This window comes from Segatella buccae ATCC 33574 (genome assembly GCF_000184945.1).
GTDB classification, from domain to species: Bacteria; Bacteroidota; Bacteroidia; order Bacteroidales; family Bacteroidaceae; genus Prevotella; species Prevotella buccae.
Genome location: NZ_GL586311.1, coordinates 743,303 through 764,367, shown reverse-complemented (window position 1 = coordinate 764,367; position 21,065 = coordinate 743,303). Strand labels below are relative to the sequence as shown.

Genomic DNA, 21,065 nt, shown 5'->3' with positions numbered 1-21,065 from the left:
GGAAGGTGAGTGTGGAAAAATTGCGTGTAAGCTTTTTTCGAATTCTTTAATAGTTCATGCTATATGTGTTGTTGGGTCTTGAGATGGCGTGTTCTGTGACTTTCCGGCCTTGTTTTTGTCCATGGACACCATGCGGACAATGGCAAAATTTAACGTTATAGCAATGTGAAAGTAACACTTCCTTTTTATAATAATGAGCCCGGTATGATGCCGGGCTTATTATTTTTCTCTCCTTTATCCTTGCTACATTTCCCCTTTAGTCTTACCTTTGCATCCATGCAGCGCAATCAGGCTACTCTTGACTTTGTGAGCAGCCACCGCACGGAAGATGTCCGGCAGTTGGCTTTTCTCGGCAACAGGTTTCCCGAGGTGGACATGCCGTGGGCACTCGACCAGATAGGCGGATGGCAGCGGGCCCGTCGCAAGTTGCCCTCGTGGGCGGCGCGGGAGGGCATCGTCTATCCGCCCCATCTCGCTATGGAGCAGTGCTCGAGCGAGGCCACGGCCCGTTATAAGCAGCAGTTGGCGGCCCGGCTCATCGGGGACGAGGGAAACGGGACGCTTGTCGACATCACGGGCGGTTTCGGAGTGGATTTCTCGTTCATGGCCCGTGCTTTTGCCAAGGCCGTCTATGTGGAGCGGCAGGCGCACCTTTGCGATATAGCCGAAAGCAATTTCAGATTGTTGGGAGTGGGGCAGGCCGAAGTGGTGAATGCCGACGGGGCTGACTATCTGGACGGGACGGGCCGTGTGAATGTGATTTTCGCCGACCCTGCCCGGCGCGACCGGCAGGGCTGCCGCACTTTTGCCATAGCCGACTGCACCCCCGATGTGGCTGCGCTGCGCCCCCGGCTGCTCGAAAAAGCCGACTTTGTGGTGGTGAAACTCTCGCCCATGCTCGACTGGCATAAGGCCGTGGACGACATGGGAGGGTGGACGACCGGGGGCGGCTCGGTGGCGGAGGTGCATATCGTGAGTGTGGCCAACGAGTGCAAGGAATTGCTGTTGGTGCTGTGCCGCGATGCCGAAGGGAGACGACCGGTGGTGTGCTGTGTCAATGACGGGGAGGCGTTTGCCTACGGGCCGGGGGACGAGCGGGAACCGATACTGCCCGTCGGGGCCGGTGATGTGAAGCCCGGGAACTTCCTCTACGAGCCTAACGCCTCGCTGATGAAAGCCGGTTGTTTTGACGAGGTGGCCGTGCGCCACGGCGTGCGGCCTGTGGGACGCGATGCTCACCTTTTCGTTTCGCCCTCCCTCAATGAGAGATTTCCCGGCAGGAAGTTCCGGATAGAAGCTCTCTCGTCGATGAACAAAACTGAAGTGAAGCGGGCTTTGTCGGGCATCGGGCAGGCCAATGTTGCCGTGAGGCACTTCCCCATGACGGCTGAGGCCCTCCGCAAGCGTCTGAAACTGAAAGACGGGGGCGACATTTATCTCTTCGCCACGACCTTGGGAGCGCGCGACCACACCTTAATAATATGCAAAAAAGTGCCTTAAATTTGTCATTCTCGCTTTTATTTACTATTTTTGCATGTTTTAAAGCAATATTTTCGAAATTAATGTCATCTGTAGAAATAAAAAAGGTTGTGACCGAAAAGGATCTCAAAACCTTCATCGAATTCCATTATGACCTCTATGCGGGCAATGCCTACGACGTGCCCAATCTCTATATCGACGACCGCAACACATTGAGCAAAGACAAGAATGCCGCCTTCGATTTTTGTGAGGCAGAATACTATCTGGCTTATCGTGACGGTCGTGTGGTCGGTCGTGTGGCAGCCATCATCAACCATCGCGCCAACGACACGTGGAACCGGAAGACAGTCCGTTTCGGTTGGATAGACTTCGTCGATGACAAAGAAGTTTCAGAAGCCCTGCTTGATGCCGTGGAGCAGTATGGCCGCAAGAGAGGGATGACCGAAGTGGTGGGCCCGTTGGGATTCACCGACATGGATCCCGAGGGTATGCTTGTGTGGGGATTCGACCAGTTGGGCACCATGCCCACCATCTACAACTACCCCTACTATCCTGAGCATATTGAGGCACTCAAGGGGTTTGAGGTGGATAACAAGTATGTGGAATTCAAACTTTTCGTGCCCGACACCGTGCCGGAAAAGTATGCCAAGATTTCGCAGATGATAGAAAAGCGGTACAATCTCCATGTGAAGAAGCTCACCAAGCGTGAAGTGTTTAAGGAGAAATACGGGCAGCGCATCTTCCAACTCATCAACGACACCTATAAAGACCTTTACGGCTATTCGGAGCTTTCGCCGCGACAGATAGACCAGTATGTGGGCATGTACCTGAAAATGATAGACTTGGAGCTCATCACCGTGATTGAAGACTGGGATGCCGACCACAAAATGGTGGGCATAGGCATCACGATGCCGTCGCTCTCACGGGCGTTGCAGAAATGCCACCGCGGGCGACTGTTCCCCCTCGGGTGGTGGCATCTGCTGCGTGCCATCAAGTTCCACAAGACCGAAATCGTCGATTTACTCCTCATAGGCATCCTGCCCGAATACCGCGCCAAGGGGGCCAATGCCCTGCTTTTCGCCGATCTCATTCCCCGCTACCAGAAATATGGATTCAAGTGGGGGGAGACACAAGTGGAGCTGGAAGGCAACTCCGGTGTGCAAGGCCAGTGGGAGGCACTTGAAACCGAGATGCACAAGCGCCGCCACTGCTATAAGAAAGTGATAGCCTGATACAGAGGAAAGAACCGAGTGGAGACGAAATGACAGAGACACAAAGTGGTGATATGGGTAAGATAGAAATCAAGCGTATAGCCGGTGGCAGGGAACTGAAGGCATTTGTCCGTTTCCGCAACGAGCTCTACCGCGATTGCGAATATGCCGTTCCCTACTTGATTTCCGAGGAACTGGCCACGTTGAGTGAAGACAAGAATGCCGCTTTCGAGTGCTGCGAAGCTGCCTATTTCATGGCTTTTCGCGACGGCAAGGCCGTGGGGCGCGTGGCAGGCATCATCAACCGGCGTGCCAACGAGCGTTGGAACTGCAAGTGGGTGCGCTTCGGGTGGTTCGATTTCATCGATGACGAGGAGGTGTCACAGGCTCTGATGGCCGCTGTGGAAGAGTGGGGCCGTCGAAAGGGCATGACCGAAGTGGTGGGCCCGTTGGGTTTCACCGACATGGATCGCGAGGGACTGCTCATTGAAGGCTTTGACCAGTTGGCCACGATGTATTCCAACTACAACCATGCCTACTATCCCCGGCACATCGAGCGCATGGGCGGTTTCGAGAAAGACAACGACTATCTGGAATATAAGGTGAAGGTGCCCGAGGTGATTCCCGAGAAGTTTGCAAAGACTTCGGCCCTCATCGAGAGCCGCTACAACCTGCATGTGCGCAAGCTTACCCGCGACGAACTGCTTCGTCAGGGATGCGGGCGACGCGTGTTCGAGATGGTGAACATCACTTATAGCGACCTTTATGGCTACTCAGAGTTGTCCGAACGGCAGATAGACCAGCTCGTGGACAGTTATATAAAGGTGGCGGATCTCAATCTCGTCACCGTGGTTGAAGACTGGAATACACCCGATCACCGCTTCGTCGGCTTCGGCATCACCTTCCCCTCTTTCTCCCATGCCCTCCGCCGCTGTGGTGGAAAGCTGTTTCCGCGTGGCTGGTGGGACTTGTTGCGTGTCATCAAGTGGCACAAGACCGACATCGTAGACCTGCTGCTCATCGGCGTTCTGCCCGACTATCGGGCCAAGGGGGCCAATGCCCTCATCTTCAACGACCTCATCGCCCGGTTCCAACGCTACGGATTCAAATGGGCCGAAGCCATGCAGCAGATGGAAACCAATCACGGAGTGCTCAGCCAATGGCAGTATCTGGAGGCTGTGCAGCACAAGAAGCACCGGTGTTACAGGAAGAGGCTGATACAAGGTGGTAGGTGTTAGGTGGTCAAGCCCCCTAAGTTAGGGGGCTGGGGGTCTGAACAAGTGGTCGTTGACAATCCTCTCCCTCAACATTTCCCACTCATACATCTGCATGGAACACATCTCTCAAGACCGATAAATGTGCCGGAAAACATCATTTAAGGCTTTGACAATAAGCCTTTTTATATTGAATGCGTCTTTGATAAAATAAAAACAACTTGCTATGCCAGTATCTAACGAAATAAACGAAAACGATAAATCGAAGGACCTAAAGCAATCCAAACCTGCCGGTTCAGACCCCCAACCCCCTAACTTAGGGGGCTCAATCAACCATGATACCCCCACATACACCGACGACAACATCCGTCACCTGTCGGATATGGAGCATGTGCGCACCCGGCCGGGCATGTATATCGGCCGTTTGGGCGACGGCTCGTTGCCCGAAGACGGCATTTACGTGCTGCTGAAAGAGGTCATCGACAACTCCATTGACGAGTTTAAAATGAATGCCGGCGACCGCATTGAAGTGGATATTGACGACAATCTCCGCGTCAGTGTGCGCGACTATGGGCGCGGTATCCCGCAAGGCAAACTCGTTGAGGCCGTGAGTATGCTCAACACCGGCGGCAAATACGACTCCAAGGCTTTCAAGAAGAGCGTGGGACTCAACGGCGTGGGTCTGAAGGCTGTCAACGCTTTGAGTGCGCGCTTTGAAGCTAAATCGTATCGTGACGGCACGGTGCGCGAACTCGTGTTCGAACGTGGAGTGCTGAAAGACGATGAAACCCATGAGACGAGCGACGAAAGCGGTACTTTCATCTTCTTCGAACCCGATGCCTTGCTCTTCAAAAACTATAAGTTCCACGACGACATCGTGGAGACCATGCTCCGCAACTACACCTATCTGAACACGGGGCTGACCATCATGTATAACGGTCGGCGTATTTTGAGCCGCCATGGACTGAAAGACCTGCTCACCGACAATATGACCGTGGACGGGCTCTACGACATCGTTCATGTGAAAGGTGAAGACATCGAGATAGCCTTCACCCACACCAACCAGTACGGGGAAGAATATCACAGCTTCGTCAACGGGCAGCACACCACGCAAGGAGGAACCCATCAAAGTGCATTTAAGGAGCACATCGCCAAGACCATCAAGGAGTTTTACGGCAAGTATGAGTATGGCGACATCCGCAACGGACTGGTGGCCGCCATTGCCCTCAACGTGGAGGAACCGGTGTTTGAGAGTCAGACGAAAATCAAGCTCGGCAGCACGCAGATGGCCCCCGACGGTGACTCCATCAACAAATATGTGGGTGATTTCATCAAGAAAGAAATAGACAACTATCTGCATATCCATCAGGATGTGGCCGAAGTTATCGAAAATAAAATCAAGGAGAGCGAGCGCGAGCGTAAGGCCATGGCCGGTGTGACCAAACTTGCGAGGGAACGGGCCAAGAAGGCCAACCTCCACAACCGCAAGCTCCGCGACTGCCGCATCCATTTTAGTGATGTCAAGAACGAGCGCAAGGAGGAGGCTTCCATCTTCATCACCGAGGGCGACTCGGCCAGCGGCAGCATCACCAAGAGCCGCGACGTGAACACGCAGGCGGTGTTCTCGCTTCGCGGGAAACCCCTCAATTCATTCGGACTCACCAAGAAAGTGGTTTACGAAAATGAAGAGTTCAACCTTCTGCAGGCCGCTCTCGACATAGAAGATGGGCTCGACACGCTGCGCTACAACAAGGTGATTGTGGCCACCGATGCCGATGTCGACGGCATGCACATCCGCCTGCTTATCATCACTTTCTTCCTCCAGTTCTTCCCCGAACTCATCAAGAAAGGTCACGTGTATGTGTTGCAAACTCCGCTTTTCCGCGTGCGCAACAAGCGAACCAAGGTAAAGGACAAGAAGGTGATAGAGGAAGCCGATGCCAAGCGCGACGGGAAGGAGAAGAAGAGTGATTTCATCACCCACTATTGTTACAGCGACGAAGAGCGCCAACAGGCCATCAAAGACCTCGGTCCCGACCCGGAAATCACCCGATTCAAAGGGTTGGGCGAGATTTCCCCCGACGAGTTTGCTCACTTCATCGGCCCCGACATGCGCTTGGAGCAGGTGACACTCCACAAGAACGACCAAGTGCAGAAGCTGCTGGAGTACTACATGGGCAAAAACACCATGGAGCGGCAGAACTTCATCATCGATAACCTCGTCATCGAGGAAGACATTCCTGAAGACTCCGCCGAGGTGTTCTGAATGGCCAAATCGCCCGGCCCCCGATGCCCGGGCACAGCATCAAGAAATCAAGAAGACAAATAGAAGAAAATGACAAACAGCAAGAATATATCTCCGAAGGTCATGGGGCTGATGCTCCTTGGCCTTTTTGTTTTTCTGCCGTCGCGGGCCCAGTTGCGCCTGAACTTCGACAAGAACAGTCCGATGCTCAAGTTGGGCATGGCCGAACGTGTGATCACCGACCGCTATGTCGACTCCGTGAGCGAGTCGCAACTGGTGGAAGACGCCATCCGGGGGATGCTCGAAAAGCTCGACCCGCACTCGTCCTATTCTACGGCCCGTGAGGCCAAGGCCATGAACGAACCGTTGCTGGGCGACTTTGAGGGCATCGGTGTGCAGTTCAACATGCTTGAAGACACGCTCGTGGTGATACAGCCTGTGCACAACGGGCCTTCCGAGAAGGTGGGTATCTTGGCCGGAGACCGCATCGTCTCGGTCAACGACACGGCCATCGCCGGCGTGAAGATGGCCCAGACCGACATCATGCGCCGCCTGCGGGGCAGGAAAGGCACGCGGGTGAGGTTGGGAATCGTGCGCCGGGGCGTAGCCGGCGTGACCGAATATACCGTCGTCCGGGCCAAGATACCCCTCCACACGGTCGATGCCTCCTACATGATTCGTCCCCGTGTGGGCTACATCCGCTTGGGCAGCTTCGGCATGACCACCTACAAGGAGATGATGGCCGCCGTCGACTCTCTTCGCGGACAGGGCATGAAGTCACTCGTCATCGATCTTCAGGAGAATGGCGGCGGCTTTCTCCAAGCCGCCACGCAAGTCACCAACGAGTTTCTCAGGCGCGACGCCATGATTGTCTACACGCAGGGACGCGCCCAAAAGAGACAGGAATTCAAGGCCGACGGCCACGGCCGTTTGCAGGGCGAGCGGGTCATCGTGCTTGTTAACGAATACACCGCTTCGGCTGCCGAAATCCTCTCCGGGGCTTTGCAAGACCACGACCGTGCGCTCGTCGTGGGCCGCCGCACCTTCGGCAAGGGTCTTGTGCAGGCTCCCATCCCCTTTCCCGACGGCAGTATGATGCGCCTCACAGTGGCTCACTACTATACGCCTTCGGGCCGTTGCATACAGAAACCATACGTTAAGGGTGCGCGTGAAGACTATGCTTTGGACATCGAACACCGGCTGAAACACGGCGAACTGACCAACCGCGACAGCATCCACTTCGCCGACTCGCTGAAATACTACACGCTCAAGCGTCATCGGGTGGTCTATGGTGGCGGAGGCATCATGCCCGATGAGTTCGTGCCGCTCGACACCATGAAGTTCACCCGGCTTCATCGGGCGTTGGTGGCACGCAACATCATCCTTTCTACAGCCCTAAATTATATCGACAGCCATCGTAAGGAGCTTCACGGCAAGTATGCCTCGTTTGAGGTTTTCGACAAGACCTATGATGTGCCCGCCTTTCTGCTCGACAGCATCTTGGCCGAGGGCGAGAGGCTGGGCGTGAAGCCGGCCGATGAGGCCGAGCGCACCCGCACCCTCACTTACCTGCGCTATCAGCTCAAGGCTTTTGTGGCGCGCGACCTGTGGGGCATGAACGGGTATTTCCGCATCTGGAACGAGCACAACGACATCGTGCGCCGGGCCTTGGAGTTGCTTTAGGCCCCTATGCCGCGATAGATATGCGCCCGACCGGCGAAGCATAGGCGCAATTCTCCCACCGCTCCTATGGCGAATCGCTTTGAGCCCTCTTGCTTGTCAGTTTATTTCATGCGGCATTTGCATTCGGGCCGAAAATTTTGTATTTTTGCATAAGCAAGGGAAGCGCGAGAGCGTTTCCCTTTTTTAGTTTCCATCCACTCACGGCCCCCAACCCCCAAAAGGGGGCTTTTCATCCTTGCTGTGGGAGGTCAATTCGGCCCAAACGGCTTTGCAAAAGGGGCTCTTTGAGCTTCTCGTTCGGCCCGAATGACCTTCTGACTGTGGCCGTTTTGCAAAGTCGTTTGGGCCGAATGAGAAAATTGATGGGGCGGATGGGGCGAATGAGGTGGATGGAATTAGGATGGGAAATGGGCGTGGAGAAAATGCGTGTAAGGCTTTTTCGAAAGATTTAATAGTTCGTGCTATACCCCGGCACGGCTCCCTTTTTCAGACTACCAAAGAGTTTCCCCTAAAGGAGGCTTGCTTTCCTGCGAGCAGGTGGGGTGGCAAAGCCCCCTTCAGGGGGTTGAGGGGTCTCTTAGAGAGTTTTGGGGTCTCTTAGTCTTCCCAAGCGCTGAAGGAGGGGTGGACTGATTGTTTGGACAGCTGGTCGTCCTCTTCCGAGTCGGACCCTTCACCTGTGGAGTGGCCTGCCTCCCCGGAAGAGTCGTTGAGCAAGTGGTTTTCGATTTTTATCTTCAGTTGCTGCGTTTCCGGTTTTATATATTTTATTTTCATGATAACTTCTTGTTTGATAGGGTTATTACTTGATTACATACTTCTTGCCGTTGTGGATATAGATGCCTTTGGTCGGCCTGCAGATGCGTATGCCTTGCAAATTGTAGAAGCCGCTGTCGGAGGGGGCGGAGGTGTTCTCGGCGTTGAGTGTGGAAAGGCCGGTAGTGCCACCGAACCACCCGAGCAGGTCTTCACCGTCGAAGAGCAGTTTCACACCCTGAGCGGCGGTCATGGTGGTGGATGCAACAGCGGATAAGTGGACTTTGGCGGCCGTGTTGTAGCCCAATCCGTCGAGGCTGGCATCGGGCTGAACGGATGCAGGAAGAGCCAGATAAGCCTTGCGGATGAGGCGGCCCGTGCCGTCAGACTGCTTAGTGCGGTAGAAACCGAGCTTCTTGGTTTCGCTGCCCGCAGGCTTCAAGTAGGCAAAGAAGTAGTTCCGGTGGGTCACTGTGCCACTGCCGTCTCTCGTCACGGGGCCGAGCGTGATGTCGGTCTCCTCGTGCATGAGATAGTTGTTGGCAGGAGCCGTGCCCGCCTGTTCGCTCTTTTCGAGTGAGAGGTTGGCAGCCGTAGTCACGCCGTCGGCATTGTTGATGGCATCGAAGTTAATGCCCTCGGTGGTTCCGTCGTACATCAGGAGCACCCCTGTTCCGGCCGGAATCACACCATCGGCGATAGACTTCAGGCTGACCGTCTTGCTCGTCGCATCATAGCTTTCGGCATAATAGGCCTTGAGCCCCTCTGGAATGATGCGTGGATAGTAGTCGCTGTAGGTGCGGATGAAATGGCCGTCCACGCAGGAGGTCTTTTGCGTTTGGAGGAGTTTGTAGACGGGACTACCCGTTCCCGACTCGTAGGTAGACACGTAGATGGCCTTATAGGTACTCTTGCCCAACGGGTCGTTGGCGGTGGAAGAGTTGGTGATGTCTGTTCCGTTGCCGTTGTAGAACTTCTCCTGAAAATCGGCCGGCGCATTGTTGTCCAGCGCAATGCCTGACGTGTACCATATCTTGCGCGCCGCATCGTAGGTCATCTCGGTGTAGTCGGTAATGCTTCCACCCTTGAAATAGACATGGGTGGCTTGCTGGCTCTTCGCAGAACGGATGATTACCTCCTTGCGCGGAGCACCTTCGTAGACGACTTGTCCCTGCTCGTTCAGCCCCAGCACATTGGCCTCTAAGGAGTAGGTGCCGCTTGTCCCGTTGTAAGGCACATTGGCTGTGCCACCGGCTTCCACCTTCTGCGTGGTGGTTGTGGGCAGAGCGTTATAGGCTACGTTTTCAGTTGTGCTGCCAAACCACTTGAAACCGGCCGAGAGTTTGTACTTCATGCCGCTCTTGAGTGTTGCCAGACCGGTGAAGTTATTGTTGTAGTTGTTGGGCTCGATGTTCGTATCCACCAAATAGTCGCCCGAAAACTGCCAGCCGTTTTCGCTTGAGAGAATGTACAGTACACGCACATCGGGGGTGTTCTTGATGCTCCATTTGGGATGGGAAGGGTCGCTCATGTCGAGCGTGAAGAGGTAGGAGCCGCCGTTCTGTGTGTTTCCTCTCGGCGACTTGTTCTCCTTCAGCAGCCACGACTTGTTTCCTCCCCAATAGACGGGTTGGTCAGTGAAGTCCTGATTGTCTACCACAAAGTCGCCGGAACCTTGCGTGGGGCGGAGGCATTTCTCCCAATCTGTGTTGCCGCCGGGATTGATGACAAAGTTCACGGCGTAGTCTCCATAGACATTCAGTGGGGCATTGATATAGATGGAATACACGTTTTCCTTCTCGAAAACGGGTTGCAGCTTGTAGGTGGTGTTCTTCAATGCCCAGTTGTTCCATTTGCCTACAAGGTAGTAAGCTTTAGAGTCGGCAGGTGTGGTAGGCGTTCCGCCACCGCCCTCGGCGTAGGTCAGCGTCAGCTTGCTATTGTTGATGTCGTTGGAAGCGGAGAAATCCAAAGTCACGGTGTAGGAACCGGTGGATTTCACATCGGCCAACGTGAAATGGGTGGCGTGCGTATTATAGTAAGAGGAGCAGTCATAGGCTGTTCCGAGGGTAACGGCTGTGACGGCTGCGGGCTTTATGTTCCACCTGTTAGTGCCGCTCTCGATGGCCAGTACATGGAATGTGGCCGGCTTGTTCTTGCCGAAGACGGCTGCCGGAATGGAAACTTTGGCCGACTTCCCGCTTATGATGAGCTTATAAAGAGTCTCGGGTTCGTTCCAATTCCCCACCACATAATAGTCGGTGGCCATCATCACGGTTGGCATCAGGAATGACGCCAACGCCAATAACAAAGTTGATAAAAATTGCTTCATGTCGTTTAAATTATTGTTTTAACTGTCTATTTAGGTTTCCTTGAGTTTCTTTCCGCTGCTAAAAAGGTCTGTTCCAATCCGGGGCAAAAGCCCCGCAACGTTTTTTCAATGCCTTGGTTGAAAGTATTGGAAAGGGGATGTTAACTGTTCATTTGAACATCAATGTTATTTCAGAATACCAGCCTGCCGTTGTGCAGGCCCTTGCGACAGACATTCTTTTCTGTCAGTTCTTGTTCGTTTATTCAGGCTGCGCCATTTATATCAAGCGTGTTTGCGATGGATTTTTCTATCGGTAACCGCTTTTCCTGCTGTTTAATATAATTGCAAATATACTACTGTTTTTCATGCAAACAACTCAATTTGTTTGCTTTATGGCACTTTTCGTGATGCAATCGTTTGCATTTTCACACTTCAATATGTGTTCAAAAATCACCCTGAATGCTTTCTTCCAGACTATCTGTCAATGCGACTCTCTCAGCCGTTTGCGACAGAAAATAGAAAGCAGGGGTAACAGAAAGCCGCACCCCTTGGGAGAGGAGTGCGGCTTTTGGTTGAATGGCAGGGTGAGAACGGGAAACTATTCGTCGTCCCACACGCTGCTGTATTTGCGGATGACGGTCCAGAGATTCTCCACCTCGTTGCGGTCGTTTTCGTCTTCGGTGTAGCATTCAATCGCCTTGGCGTCGTTGTGATTCAACGAACTCCCAAGGTGCAAAACCTCCATTATACCCCCTACGCCAGACAGGGCGACTGTATCGGAGCAGGGCCTTAAATATTCTTTTTTCATGGCAAATCCTCCTTTATTTTACAATGATCTTAACATGATTCACTAGGTAGATCCCCGCAGACACATAGAGTGTGCGACTCTCACCGGCCTTGAGGCGCAGCGTGCCCACAGACATGCCTGCGGCGTTGGCCACCTTGACCTCGGTGTCGGTCGTCACAGTCACCGTGATAAATCCCTTGCCGGCCGTGACAGCCATGTCGGGGGTGAGTTCCGTGTCGGCAATGCCGGTGATGCCGCCGGTGTTTTCACCATAGACCACATCCAGCGCCTGCAACGCCTTGGCACCTGAACCGGCCACCTTGTAGGTGAAATAGCTGCGGAACGGATAGCTGTAGAGATGTTCCGACCACAAATTTTTGGTGCTGAGATACATGTTGCGGGCAAAATAGAAGATGTTGGCAGTCTTGTCGAGCTTTATGCCCGAGTAGGTGGCATTGTTCAAGAAACGATAGCTTGTGCCGGCAATGGTGCCTGTGGCGGTCTCCCCTTCATGCACATAAGGAGCGGCCAGCACCGGAGTTGCCACGATGTCGGAGCCATATTGCGTGGCCACAAACGACAGTTTGCCGGCCGTGACAGCCTCTTCCTCAAAGTGGGTCACCTCTACCATGTAAGGCCGGTTGGCTTCGGTAGCAGTGCCGGATACGGGCAGGAAGTGGGCATTGGCCCTATAGTCGGATGACGAGGAAGTCTCGGGCTGCGGCAGACTCAGGCAGTTGGCGGGCTGCATGACATTGAGTTTGAAAGCGCATTTGCCACCGGCATTGGTGTGCAACCCGTTATCTACATCGAGCGTGAAGGGCAACATGAGCGTGGCACTGGTCACCTGTCCGTTGGGGGCCACGGTGATCTGTCGCTCATAAGTGGCATAGTTGGCCTGATCCACTTGTATGTCGAAGGGAGCGAAGAACGGTTGGCGGTCGGTGATGACGATGTTCTTGCAGGCTTTGAACGTGCCGCTGCCGAGCTTGTAGGCAAAGTTGTCCTTGTCGGAAGTGACATTCTTGGGCAGATAGACGAGCGCGTTGGGAGCGAGCATGGCCTTGAGTCGGCCCAGTCCGTCGGGCTCTGTGGCTGTGGCACTCTCGTAGATGAGTGTCGACAGGGCCCCTGCATTGACATAGAGCAGCTGCGACGGAGCCACAGCCGTACCGCCATCGGTGAGAGCCGACAGTGCGTCGCGGATTTGCCGGGCTGTGAGATAGCCTTCTGTTGCCACTCCGCCATCGCTTGTAGAGAGGTCTACGCCATACATCGGCTTGTCCACATCTTCCGTCCCTGTGGCCAAGTCGTGGAAGAGCGTGTGGTCGTAGATTTTCCTGAGTCCTACCACAGGCGTGTATTCTTTCTGCACCAAGTCTACCGTCATTGTGTAGAAAGCATAGTAGCGGTGCTGCGTAGCGGTGGTGGGTGCGATGTTATAGCGTGTCTCGTCGGCCGTGAACACATAGCAAGTGCGCTCGTGGTCGGCTCCCGACGGATTGATGCTCACGGGCGCGAAAGTGGCGCCGGCAGCCGCATAGGCATTGAGCGAGAAAGGAAACTCCTTGAGCGAGTTGTCTCCGGCGGAAATATTGGTGTTGGCCAGTTCGTCGGCATTGTTGAATCGGAAGGCTCCCGTGCCCGATACCTCCACACGCACTTTCTCCTCGTAGGGATTGTTTTCCACGATGTCTTTCTTGCCGTAAAGGTCATCGAGACCTCCGGTGACGGTCTTGTCATAGTAGACCGAGCGCACGAAGCTGTAGCGCGAAAGACTCTGCGAGCCGGCATTGCCATAATAGGTGTTGTCGGCATACTTGCTGCGCAGATTCTCGAAAGTGAGCAGGCAGTTGAAGTGGGCAAAAGCATCGGGGACGAAGAAGCTGAATTTTCCGCCGCCTATCATGAAGTCATCGGTGGTAGACTGCCTGCGGAGTGACGCTCCGTCGGGCCCGTTGCACACGACATCCATGCTCTCCACGTAGGGGTTGAGATGCTCCATGGTGAGTTCCAGCCGGATACCTGCATTGACGGAGGCACTCGGAGGAGCCTTGATGGCAAACTTCACGGCATCGTTGTTGAGGTCGGTGAGTTCAACGGTTCCTTCCGCCCCACCGCTTGCCACGTTGACTGCGTGTTCCACGGTCTTACCGTCGCGGCCATACACTTTCAGCGTGTAGCCGTTGGCATCGGCGGCCCGGTAGTGTATCACGGCCTTGGTGATGCGGTAGCCCAAAGGCAGTTCTACGGCATGGCCGTCTTTGACCGAAGTGGGCGACTCCACGTAGTAGGTGCCGGGCTTCAGCCGATAGTAGGCATCGGCGGGGGTGACGACGGCAGTGATGCCCTTGTTGCCCACGGCCTTGCCGTAGTTGCCGTCGGCCACACAGGCCTCCTCATAGAGTGCCACGTAGGCCTCAAGGTCTTTCACGCTCTCATAGTCATAACTGTAATAGGTGGTGGAACCTTTGGAACGGGGCTTGATGGTGCCGAGGTCGAACTTGCTCGTCTTGAAGGGAACCTCCACCCAGCTCACACCCTCCGTGGAAGCAGCCGAAGGCATCACGGGCACTGTGAACGCTCCCTCGGATGTGAACGTGATTTCGATAGACTCAAAGGAGATGCCTGCAAAGTCGGTGCTGGTGAAGTTGCCGTCGAGCCGGAAGTAGAGCAGGTTGCCCATGTCGTCGGCCCGGCGTTCGAGTACAAACTCGCGGTCGCCCGTGTCTCCCGTCCCGAAGTTGACCTGCTTCTTCACGGTGGTGAAATCAGACCCCATTTCGCTCATCTTCCATTCGGGCCCGGCGTGTTTGATGGTGTAGCTCCCCAGCGTGACACCCTCCAAATTGTTTTTCATCACTATCTTGTAGCCCGTAAACCGGAAGCCCTTGGGCAGCGTGATGACATTGAAGCTGGACCGCTTCATGCACACGTTGATCATCTTGCCGTTGTAGTACTTGAGGTTGCAGGCGTGTGTCTTGGGAATGCCGGCAGCCGTGAGGGCCCCGTCGTCGGAGGTGATGAGGCTCAGCGGCAGCTGGTCGTGTCGCCAGAGGGAGTTGAATCCGCTTTCGAATCCCCATTCGGCCCCGTCGGTCAGGGCAGCAATCAGCTTGCCCGTTCTGGGTCCGATGGTCACGTTTTGCGCCGTGGCAGGCATCGGGAACAGCCCTAACAAGAGGAGTGCCAATGTCGCGAGCACTCCGCGTCTATTAGAAATAAAATTTTTCATAATGTTAAATTTTACGTGATAATTGTCCCAAACTTTGAGTTGTAATCGAGAGATAGAAAGAGTGTCATACCCCGCAGGGCGCTTTCGTGGCTATTGGTTATTTCTTTTACAGCCCCAACGTGCAGAGGGGGCAGCTATGAAGAGAGCCGGCATTCGGTGTCCCGAGAGTGGTAGGGGCAAAGCGGCCGTCATGGTTTCCATGCGTCCGAAGCGTTCTGTCGTTCTGTGCTTTTAGCTCCTGCCAGACTTGTTGAGGTTTAAGTCGGTGCCCTCCAAGGGCCTGATATACTTTGAGTCGGTTATGTCATCTTATTCGCAAATATAGTAAAAATATCCATGCGTGACACTCTGTTTAAGAATTATTAAGAGTTTGTCGGCCAAAAATAGTCAAATGAAGGCCGGGCGTATGATTCCCCCCAAGGGGGACAGGGCCGGAAGGGGACAGGCAGTCCGGGGCGTAAGGGGGCTGTGCCGGATGTCCGCTTTTTTCCTATCGCATTTGCATTCGGCCCGAAAATCTCGTATCTTTGCATGAGCAAGGGAAGCACTTCGGTGTTTCCCTTTTTTAGTTCTCCAATCCACCAACGAACCCTCCACCCCCTAAAGAGTGCTTTTTCAGCCCAAACGACCTTGTAAAACGGCCTCTTTGAGCTTCTCGTTCAGCCCGAATGAGCTTCCAAGTGTGGCCGTTTTGCAAATTCGTTTGGGCTTGGCGGGAAATTTGATGGGGCAGATAGGGCTGATGAGGCGGATTGGATTAGGATGGGAGATGGGGGTGGAAAAAATGCGTGTAAGCCTTTTTCTAAAGATTTAATAGTTTGTGCTATATGATGGTTTTATGGGGAGGGACCGGAGGTGAAAACCAATCCATCGATTCTGGAGATGAAGATGAAGGTCCTATCAATGGCGATGCCAAGGCCTCTAACTCTTGGAAGGGCTGGGAAGACTGACCACCCGACATAGTTGGCAACGCATGGCGTGGCTCTCCGGGTAAGTCACCGGAAGGGCCGTCAGCCTACCGTTTGGCATCTCTCGCATACTTGAGAGTATGCGAGAGATGCCTTTCTTTTTCTTGAAAATGATGTGTTTTCTTCCTTTTTCAGCCCATTTGGCACTTCTTTTCCTGCTACACACCATCCACTCTTTTTAATTTTTGTTAAACGTATAAAGTGTTGTTATACAGTTGTTTATGATTTTTCGTGCGGAAAAGACATCCACTTTTCCGCTTCTCCCCCTTTCTTTTAGTCGGCATTTTTTCTATATTTGCATCACAATCAACAATCTATTGGCAGGCCGCGCGTCTAATACCGCCAACTAACAACTTAAATATCATTCTTATGAAAAAAGACAAGTTAATCGTCTTGTTACTGACCTTATTGGTTTCAATGACTTCTTTCGCCCAAAAGACCAACTGTTCGGGCGATGTGGTCGATGCAGCCGGTGAGCCCGTTATCGGTGCCTCCATTGTGGAGAAAGGCACGAGCAACGGGGCTGTTACCGACCTCGACGGCAAATTCTCCGTATCAGTGACTCCCGGTGCCACGCTCGTCGTCTCTTACGTGGGCTATGCCACCCGGGAGATGAAAGCTGCTCCAAATCTACACATTGTACTACAGGAAGACTCCAAACTCATCGACGAGGTGGTGATTGTGGGCTATGGCGTGCAGAAAAAGAGCGTCGTCACAGCCTCCATTGCCAAGGTGGGCGCGGACGATCTGCAACTCACAGCCCCCACGCGCATGGATAACGCCCTGAAGGGACTCGCCGCCGGCGTCACCGTCACCTCGGCCTCCGGCCAGCCCGGAGCCGCTGCCCGGGTCAGAGTGCGCGGTGTGGGCACCATCAACAACTCCGATCCGCTCTTCATCGTCGACGGAATGCCCGTGGAAGGCAACATTGACTACATCAACCCCAGCGACATCGAGAGCATGGAAGTGCTCAAAGACGCCGCCTCGGGTGCCATCTACGGTGCACGGGCGGCCAATGGTGTGATCATCGTCACCACCAAGCGCGGGCGGTTGGGCAAGGTTTCGGTGAACTACAACTTCTCCTACGGTTGGCAGAAGGCGTGGAAGCGCCGCGATGTGCTCGATGCCACGGCCTATGCACTGATGATGAACGAAGGAGCCGTGAACTCGGGCATGGCCCCTGTCTATGCCGACCCCTATTCCTACGGCAAGGGGACGGACTGGCAGAATGCCGTGTTCAACGACAATGCCCCAGTGGCAAACCATGAAGTGAATGTCAGCGGAGCCACTGAAAAACTCAACTACTATCTCGCTTTCGGTTATAACAACCAGGAGGGAATCGTGGGCGGCAACTACAACAAGTCCAACTATCGCCGTCTCACGCTGCGGAGCAACACCAATTACACCATCTTCGACGACTCCAAGGAGCGTGCGTGGCTCAACAAGCTCGACGTGCAGGTGAATCTCTCTTACGCCCGCATTAAGAGCACCTCCATTGAGGCCAATTCGCAGTGGGGCTCCGTGCTGGGCAGTGCGCTGATGCTCTCACCACTGTTGCCCGTCTCCATTCCCGCTTCCGATGCAGCTGCGCAGGCTGCCGAGATAGCCCGTATGCAGGAGGCGACAAAGGTGACCGACCCGAAGACCAACGAGGTGACGGGCTACAACTACAAGCCTGTCTATGGGCCCAACGGCGAACTCTTCTACACACCGGGAGCCGACTATCACGAGATGAACAATCCGGTGGCCATGCTCAACCTGCCCAGTGCCCCCACGTGGGTACACAAGTTTGTGGCCAACTTCGCCGCCACGCTCAACATCGGCTGGGGGCTCAGCTACCGGCTTTCCTATGGTGGCGACATCAACTTCAACGGCATAGACACCGGCTACACCCCCTACTACTATCTGTCGGGCAATAATCTGGCCACCAAATCGTCGGTTACGGCCCAAAGCAACCGCGCTTCCATCTGGCAGGTGGAGAATGTGCTCACGTGGACGAGGCTGTTTGGCAAGCATGACATCAACGTGGTGCTCGGCCAGACAGCCAAGCAGTCTACCGGCTGGTATCTCGGCGGCAGCCGCAGCTATCCCGTCAGTGCCCGAAAGCCCTACATCGACTTTGCCACGGGGCTTGCAGTCGACAACGACATGAATGTGTGGGGAGGCCCCAACGATGAAGCCACGCTCGCCTCGCTCTTTGCCCGGGCAAGCTACAACTACGATGAGCGCTACATGGCCCAGTTTACCGTGCGCCGCGACGGGTCGAGCCGCTTCGGTGCCAACAACCACTATGCCACCTTCCCCTCGTTCTCGCTGGGATGGAATGTGACCAACGAGCCTTATCTCAGGAATGTCCGGCCCGACTGGCTCACCAACTTGAAGGTGCGCTTCTCTTGGGGAAAGAACGGTAACGAAAACATCGGTAACTTCCGCTATGCCGTCTACACCGAGGGCAACCACAACGTGTTGTTCGGTCGCAACAACACCGAGATTATCGGTACGCAGGCCGGCGGCCTTGCCAATCCCGACCTGAAGTGGGAGGAGAGCGTGCAGACCGACTTCGGACTGGACTTCGGATTTTTCCAAAACGCTCTTACCTTCACCGTCGACTGGTATAAGAAAGTGACCAACGGCATGTTGATGGAAGTGCCCGTGCCGCAATATGTGGGCTCCGCCCGCCCCATCGGCAATGTGGGAAAGATGGAAAACACCGGTGTGGAACTCGAGGCCGGCTATAAGTTCCGCGTGGCCGATGCCCGCTTCCACGTGAAAGGCAACGCCGCCTATCTGCGCAACAAGCTCGTCAATTTGGGCAACGACACGGGCTATCAGAACTATGACCACTTGCAAGGCGTGGGAACCATCACCCGCGCACAGAACGGACAGCCCTTCCCCTTCTTCTATGGCTACAAGACCAACGGCGTGTTCCAGAACATGGCCGAAGTGAAGGCATACGTCAATGCCGAAGGAACGATGATTCAGCCCAACGCCGTGCCCGGCGACGTGCGCTTTGTTGATGTAAATGGCGACGGTAAAATCAGTCAGGAAGGCGACATGACCAAGATTGGAAAAGGTATGCCCGACTGGACCTTCGGACTCACGTTGTCGGCCGACTGGCGCGGTTTCGATTTCTCGATGATGTGGCAGGGCGTGACGGGATGTGATGTCTTCGACGCCACCACGCGCACTGACATCTCCGTGTCCAACCTGCCCTCGTGGATGCTCGGCCGCTGGACGGGTGAGGGCACTTCCAACCACTATCCCCGCTACTGCACCGTGGACACGCACAATAACTGGCTGTCGTCCGACCTCTATGTGCACGACGCCTCCTATCTGCGCCTGAAAAACCTGCAGTTGGGCTACACACTGCCGCGCACGCTCACCCACAAGCTTTTTGTCGACCGCCTGCGCGTCTTCCTTTCGGCTGAAAATCTGATCACATGGACCAAGTATCACGGTTTCGATCCTGAAATATCGCCGTCAGTTTCTCCCTCATCGACTACGGGAACTCCCACCGGCACCTCACTCGGTGTAGACTACGGTGTCTATCCCCAAGCCCGTGTGTGGACAGTCGGAGTGAATGTCGGTTTCTGACCCAAGTGCAACCATCATTAGGAATATAACCCAAAAGAAGATTGATTATGAAAACGAACATATTATATAAGTTAGGTATTGCAGCTTTGCTCGCTGCTCTCCTTGTGCTGACAGGCTGCAAAGATTCCTTTTTGGAGGTGGAACCCGGCAAGAAGATGACACTGACAGAGTATTTCTCCACCGACGAACACATCTACGAAGCCGTGGCGGCAACCTATCATCCCATGCGCCTTTTCGACTGGAACGGTGCCACCTATAACCCCATCAACATTTGTAGCGAGGTGATGACCGACAACTTCTGGGCCGGCGGAGCCGACCTCAACGACTACACCTATTGGCACTACATGGAAGATTTCAAGGCCGACCCGCTCCACACGCTCGAAGGAATATGGAAACAGTGCTATCTGGGGGTGAAGAACGCCAACGACGTGCTATCGTATGTAGAGACCGGAAAGGACAAAATCACTGCCGAACACCAGAAGCTCTACACCGAGGAGGCGATGGTGTTGCGGGCGTTCTATTACTGCCAGCTGTGGAAGTTCTACGGCTACATCCCCGTCTACATGAAGAATCTGACCTCTCCCTACACCTGCGAGCAATCAGCTCCCGATGCGGCCTACGATGCCATCATCACCTCTCTGGAAGAAGCCATCGCCATTGGTGCGCTGCCCATGCAGTGGGACGATGCCAATCTCGGGCGGGTGAACCGCGCCACGGCCTACATGCTCTATGCCGAAATGGTGATGTATCAGAACGACGAAAGCCGCTATTCCAAGGCGCTGGAATACATGCGGCAGATCATCAGCAGCGGGCAGTTTGCCCTTCATGACGACTATGCCGCCCTTTGGACGAAAGAAGGGGAATGGACGAAGGAAAGTATTTTCGAAATCAACTACACCGACGGCCCCAATGGCAAGCGTGCCTACGGCGGCGGAGTGGGCAATGTGGGAGGCACATGGCTGCCCCGGCTCATCAGTCCCGAGGGCGGTGTGGCTGCCGACGGTGTAGATAACGGGTGGGGAGCCGCACCGGTCAGAACGGATGCCTACGACAAGTTTGCTTCCGGCGATGCCCGTCGCGATGCCACCTGCTATCGTCCTGCTTCGGGTTCCTACAAACCCCGCTATGAGGATACGGGCATCTGGCTCAGCAAGTACATTGCCCGCAGTGCCAACTTGCAGAACATAGCCGGTGCCACCGACGGCAACTATGCCAACAATCTGCGCATCTACCGCTATGCCGAGACCTTGCTCAATGCTGCCGAACTGCTTGTCCGCACCAACGGGTCGGCTGCCGATGCACAGCAATATCTCAACCTCGTGCATCACCGTTCGGGCCTCACCGACAACAAGGCGGCCACCATCGACAACATCATTGCCGAGCGCGACCTTGAGTTTATGGGCGAGGGTAAGCGCTATTGGGATCTCGTGCGCACGGGCAAGGCTGCTTCCGTGCTCGTCCCCGATGCCGACGGCTACCGCAAGAATACTTGGAGCGAGGCTCGCAAGTATGTACCCATCCCGCAGGCCGAAATCGATGCTGCCGGTGGTGGACTCGTTCAGCACAATTATTAACCCTTTCA

General features: G+C 54.6%; 10 protein-coding genes. 7 read left to right on the top strand and 3 right to left on the bottom strand.

Features of this window, described 5'->3' with window-relative positions; all coding sequences use genetic code 11:
- The first annotated feature begins 276 nt into the window (after positions 1-276).
- The 5 genes from HMPREF6485_RS02825 (at position 277) to HMPREF6485_RS02805 (ending at position 7,832) form a co-directional block, all read left to right on the top strand.
- Positions 277-1,500: a class I SAM-dependent methyltransferase gene (locus HMPREF6485_RS02825; RefSeq protein WP_044125766.1), complete on the top strand. Its 1,224-nt coding sequence runs from the start codon at positions 277-279 to the stop codon at positions 1,498-1,500.
- A gap of 62 nt (positions 1,501-1,562) precedes the next feature.
- A complete protein-coding gene (locus HMPREF6485_RS02820) occupies positions 1,563-2,711 on the top strand; it encodes a hypothetical protein (RefSeq protein WP_044125764.1) in 1,149 nt (382 codons plus the stop codon).
- Between the two features lie 29 nt (positions 2,712-2,740).
- Complete coding sequence (locus HMPREF6485_RS02815) at positions 2,741-3,928, top strand: hypothetical protein (protein ID WP_004344536.1); 1,188 nt, start codon at positions 2,741-2,743, stop codon at positions 3,926-3,928.
- A 358-nt stretch (positions 3,929-4,286) separates the two neighbouring features.
- A complete protein-coding gene (locus HMPREF6485_RS02810; protein ID WP_044125762.1) occupies positions 4,287-6,170 on the top strand; it encodes a DNA topoisomerase IV subunit B in 1,884 nt (627 codons plus the stop codon).
- Between the two features lie 69 nt (positions 6,171-6,239).
- Positions 6,240-7,832, top strand: coding sequence for a S41 family peptidase (locus tag HMPREF6485_RS02805; protein WP_004344532.1), 1,593 nt, complete (start codon positions 6,240-6,242; stop codon positions 7,830-7,832).
- A gap of 597 nt (positions 7,833-8,429) precedes the next feature.
- Here the strand turns inward: HMPREF6485_RS02805 and HMPREF6485_RS02795 are convergent.
- From HMPREF6485_RS02795 to HMPREF6485_RS02780, 3 genes are all read right to left on the bottom strand, one after another.
- On the bottom strand, positions 8,430-8,609 hold the full coding sequence (locus HMPREF6485_RS02795; protein WP_004344528.1) for a hypothetical protein: 180 nt from the start codon (positions 8,607-8,609) through the stop codon (positions 8,430-8,432).
- 25 nt (positions 8,610-8,634) lie between these two features.
- On the bottom strand, positions 8,635-10,920 hold the full coding sequence (locus HMPREF6485_RS02790) for a hypothetical protein (RefSeq protein ID WP_004344526.1): 2,286 nt from the start codon (positions 10,918-10,920) through the stop codon (positions 8,635-8,637).
- Positions 10,921-11,720: 800 nt separating this feature from the next.
- On the bottom strand, positions 11,721-14,921 hold the full coding sequence (locus HMPREF6485_RS02780) for a hypothetical protein (RefSeq protein ID WP_004344522.1): 3,201 nt from the start codon (positions 14,919-14,921) through the stop codon (positions 11,721-11,723).
- A 1,337-nt stretch (positions 14,922-16,258) separates the two neighbouring features.
- Between HMPREF6485_RS02780 and HMPREF6485_RS02770 the strand changes: the two genes are divergently transcribed.
- Together HMPREF6485_RS02770 and HMPREF6485_RS02765 are read left to right on the top strand one after the other, a co-directional pair.
- On the top strand, positions 16,259-19,483 hold the full coding sequence (locus tag HMPREF6485_RS02770) for a SusC/RagA family TonB-linked outer membrane protein (RefSeq protein ID WP_004344518.1): 3,225 nt from the start codon (positions 16,259-16,261) through the stop codon (positions 19,481-19,483).
- Between the two features lie 47 nt (positions 19,484-19,530).
- Positions 19,531-21,057: a RagB/SusD family nutrient uptake outer membrane protein gene (locus HMPREF6485_RS02765; RefSeq protein ID WP_004344516.1), complete on the top strand. Its 1,527-nt coding sequence runs from the start codon at positions 19,531-19,533 to the stop codon at positions 21,055-21,057.
- Positions 21,058-21,065: the final 8 nt, after the last annotated feature.

Excerpts from the sequence above, each read along its gene's own strand:
- HMPREF6485_RS02825 (WP_044125766.1), top strand. The coding sequence starts at position 277 with ATGCAGCGCAATCAGGCTACTCTTGACTTTGTGAGCAGCCACCGCACG.
- HMPREF6485_RS02820 (WP_044125764.1), top strand. The coding sequence starts at position 1,563 with ATGTCATCTGTAGAAATAAAAAAGGTTGTGACCGAAAAGGATCTCAAA.
- HMPREF6485_RS02815 (WP_004344536.1), top strand. The coding sequence starts at position 2,741 with ATGACAGAGACACAAAGTGGTGATATGGGTAAGATAGAAATCAAGCGT.
- HMPREF6485_RS02810 (WP_044125762.1), top strand. The coding sequence starts at position 4,287 with ATGGAGCATGTGCGCACCCGGCCGGGCATGTATATCGGCCGTTTGGGC.
- HMPREF6485_RS02805 (WP_004344532.1), top strand. The coding sequence starts at position 6,240 with ATGACAAACAGCAAGAATATATCTCCGAAGGTCATGGGGCTGATGCTC.
- HMPREF6485_RS02795 (WP_004344528.1), bottom strand. The coding sequence starts at position 8,609 with ATGAAAATAAAATATATAAAACCGGAAACGCAGCAACTGAAGATAAAA.
- HMPREF6485_RS02790 (WP_004344526.1), bottom strand. The coding sequence starts at position 10,920 with ATGAAGCAATTTTTATCAACTTTGTTATTGGCGTTGGCGTCATTCCTG.
- HMPREF6485_RS02780 (WP_004344522.1), bottom strand. The coding sequence starts at position 14,921 with ATGAAAAATTTTATTTCTAATAGACGCGGAGTGCTCGCGACATTGGCA.
- HMPREF6485_RS02770 (WP_004344518.1), top strand. The coding sequence starts at position 16,259 with ATGAAAAAAGACAAGTTAATCGTCTTGTTACTGACCTTATTGGTTTCA.
- HMPREF6485_RS02765 (WP_004344516.1), top strand. The coding sequence starts at position 19,531 with ATGAAAACGAACATATTATATAAGTTAGGTATTGCAGCTTTGCTCGCT.